Here is a 2,505-nt window from a genome sequence, read left to right on the forward strand (position 1 = left end):
CAGTCGTGACTGCGTGCCTTTTGAAGAATGAGCCTGCGAGTTAGCGGTGTGTAGCGAGGTTAACCCGTGTGGGGAAGCCGTAGCGAAAGCGAGTCCGAATAGGGCGATTGAGTTGCACGCTCTAGACCCGAAGCGGAGTGATCTAGCCATGGGCAGGTTGAAGCGGAGGTAAGACTTCGTGGAGGACCGAACCCACCAGGGTTGAAAACCTGGGGGATGACCTGTGGTTAGGGGTGAAAGGCCAATCAAACTCCGTGATAGCTGGTTCTCCCCGAAATGCATTTAGGTGCAGCGTCGTGTGTTTCTTGCCGGAGGTAGAGCACTGGATAGGCGATGGGCCCTACCGGGTTACTGACCTTAGCCAAACTCCGAATGCCGGTAAGTGAGAGCACGGCAGTGAGACTGTGGGGGATAAGCTCCATGGTCGAGAGGGAAACAGCCCAGAGCATCGACTAAGGCCCCTAAGCGTACGCTAAGTGGGAAAGGATGTGGAGTCGCAGAGACAACCAGGAGGTTGGCTTAGAAGCAGCCACCCTTGAAAGAGTGCGTAATAGCTCACTGGTCAAGTGATTCCGCGCCGACAATGTAGCGGGGCTCAAGCGTACCGCCGAAGTCGTGTCATTGCAGCAATAGGGCCAACGCCCGCTGTGATGGGTAGGGGAGCGTCGTGTGCCGGGTGAAGCAGCAGCGGAAGCTAGTTGTGGACGGTTCACGAGTGAGAATGCAGGCATGAGTAGCGATACACACGTGAGAAACGTGTGCGCCGATTGACTAAGGGTTCCTGGGTCAAGCTGATCTGCCCAGGGTAAGTCGGGACCTAAGGCGAGGCCGACAGGCGTAGTCGATGGACAACCGGTTGATATTCCGGTACCCGCTTTGAAACGCCCAATATCGAATCCTCTGATGCTAAAGCCGTGAAGCCGTTCCGGACCCTTCGGGGAAAGGAAAGTGGTGGAGCCGCTGATCCAAGGTGGTAGTAGGTAAGCGATGGGGTGACGCAGGAAGGTAGTCCAGCCCGGGCGGTGGTAGTCCCGGGGTAAGGGTGTAGGCCGAGGGGTAGGCAAATCCGTCCCTCATTAAGGCTGAGACCTGATGCCGAGCCGATTGTGGTGAAGTGGATGATCCTATGCTGTCGAGAAAAGCCTCTAGCGAGTTTCATGGCGGCCCGTACCCTAAACCGACTCAGGTGGTCAGGTAGAGAATACCGAGGCGTTCGGGTGAACTATGGTTAAGGAACTCGGCAAAATGCCCCCGTAACTTCGGGAGAAGGGGGGCCATCACTGGTGATCCGATTTACTCGGTGAGCTGGGGGTGGCCGCAGAGACCAGCGAGAAGCGACTGTTTACTAAAAACACAGGTCCGTGCGAAGCCGTAAGGCGATGTATACGGACTGACGCCTGCCCGGTGCTGGAACGTTAAGGGGACCGGTTAGTGACCTTTCGGGGTTGCGAAGCTGAGAACTTAAGCGCCAGTAAACGGCGGTGGTAACTATAACCATCCTAAGGTAGCGAAATTCCTTGTCGGGTAAGTTCCGACCTGCACGAATGGCGTAACGACTTCTCGACTGTCTCAACCATAGGCCCGGTGAAATTGCACTACGAGTAAAGATGCTCGTTTCGCGCAGCAGGACGGAAAGACCCCGGGACCTTTACTATAGTTTGATATTGGTGTTCGGTTCGGCTTGTGTAGGATAGGTGGGAGACTTTGAAGCAGCCACGCCAGTGGTTGTGGAGTCGCCGTTGAAATACCACTCTGGTCGTGCTGGATGTCTAACCTCGGTCCGTGATCCGGATCAGGGACAGTGTCTGATGGGTAGTTTAACTGGGGCGGTTGCCTCCCAAAGGGTAACGGAGGCGCCCAAAGGTTCCCTCAGCCTGGTTGGCAATCAGGTGTTGAGTGTAAGTGCACAAGGGAGCTTGACTGTGAGACCGACGGGTCGAGCAGGGACGAAAGTCGGGACTAGTGATCCGGCGGTGGCTTGTGGAAGCGCCGTCGCTCAACGGATAAAAGGTACCCCGGGGATAACAGGCTGATCTTCCCCAAGAGTCCATATCGACGGGATGGTTTGGCACCTCGATGTCGGCTCGTCGCATCCTGGGGCTGGAGTCGGTCCCAAGGGTTGGGCTGTTCGCCCATTAAAGCGGTACGCGAGCTGGGTTTAGAACGTCGTGAGACAGTTCGGTCCCTATCCGCTGTGCGCGTAGGAATATTGAGAAGGGCTGTCCCTAGTACGAGAGGACCGGGACGGACGAACCTCTGGTGTGCCAGTTGTCCTGCCAAGGGCATGGCTGGTTGGCTACGTTCGGGAGGGATAACCGCTGAAAGCATCTAAGCGGGAAGCCTGCTTCAAGATGAGTATTCCCACCTCCTTGAGAGGGTAAGGCTCCCAGTAGACGACTGGGTTGATAGGCCAGATGTGGAAGCCCGGTAACGGGTGAAGCTGACTGGTACTAATAGGCCGAGGGCTTGTCCTCAGTTGCTCGCGTCCACTGTGTTAGTTCTGAA

At 56.3% G+C, this 2,505-nt stretch carries 1 rRNA gene (only partly in view); it reads left to right on the forward strand.

The features are described from left to right. A 23S ribosomal RNA gene (locus ACGFZK_RS37220) occupies positions 1-2,474 on the forward strand (it extends 184 nt beyond the left edge of the window). Positions 2,475-2,505: the final 31 nt, after the last annotated feature.

The sequence above is a fragment of the Streptomyces sp. NPDC048257 genome (assembly GCF_043201855.1).
GTDB lineage: Bacteria > Actinomycetota > Actinomycetes > Streptomycetales > Streptomycetaceae > Streptomyces.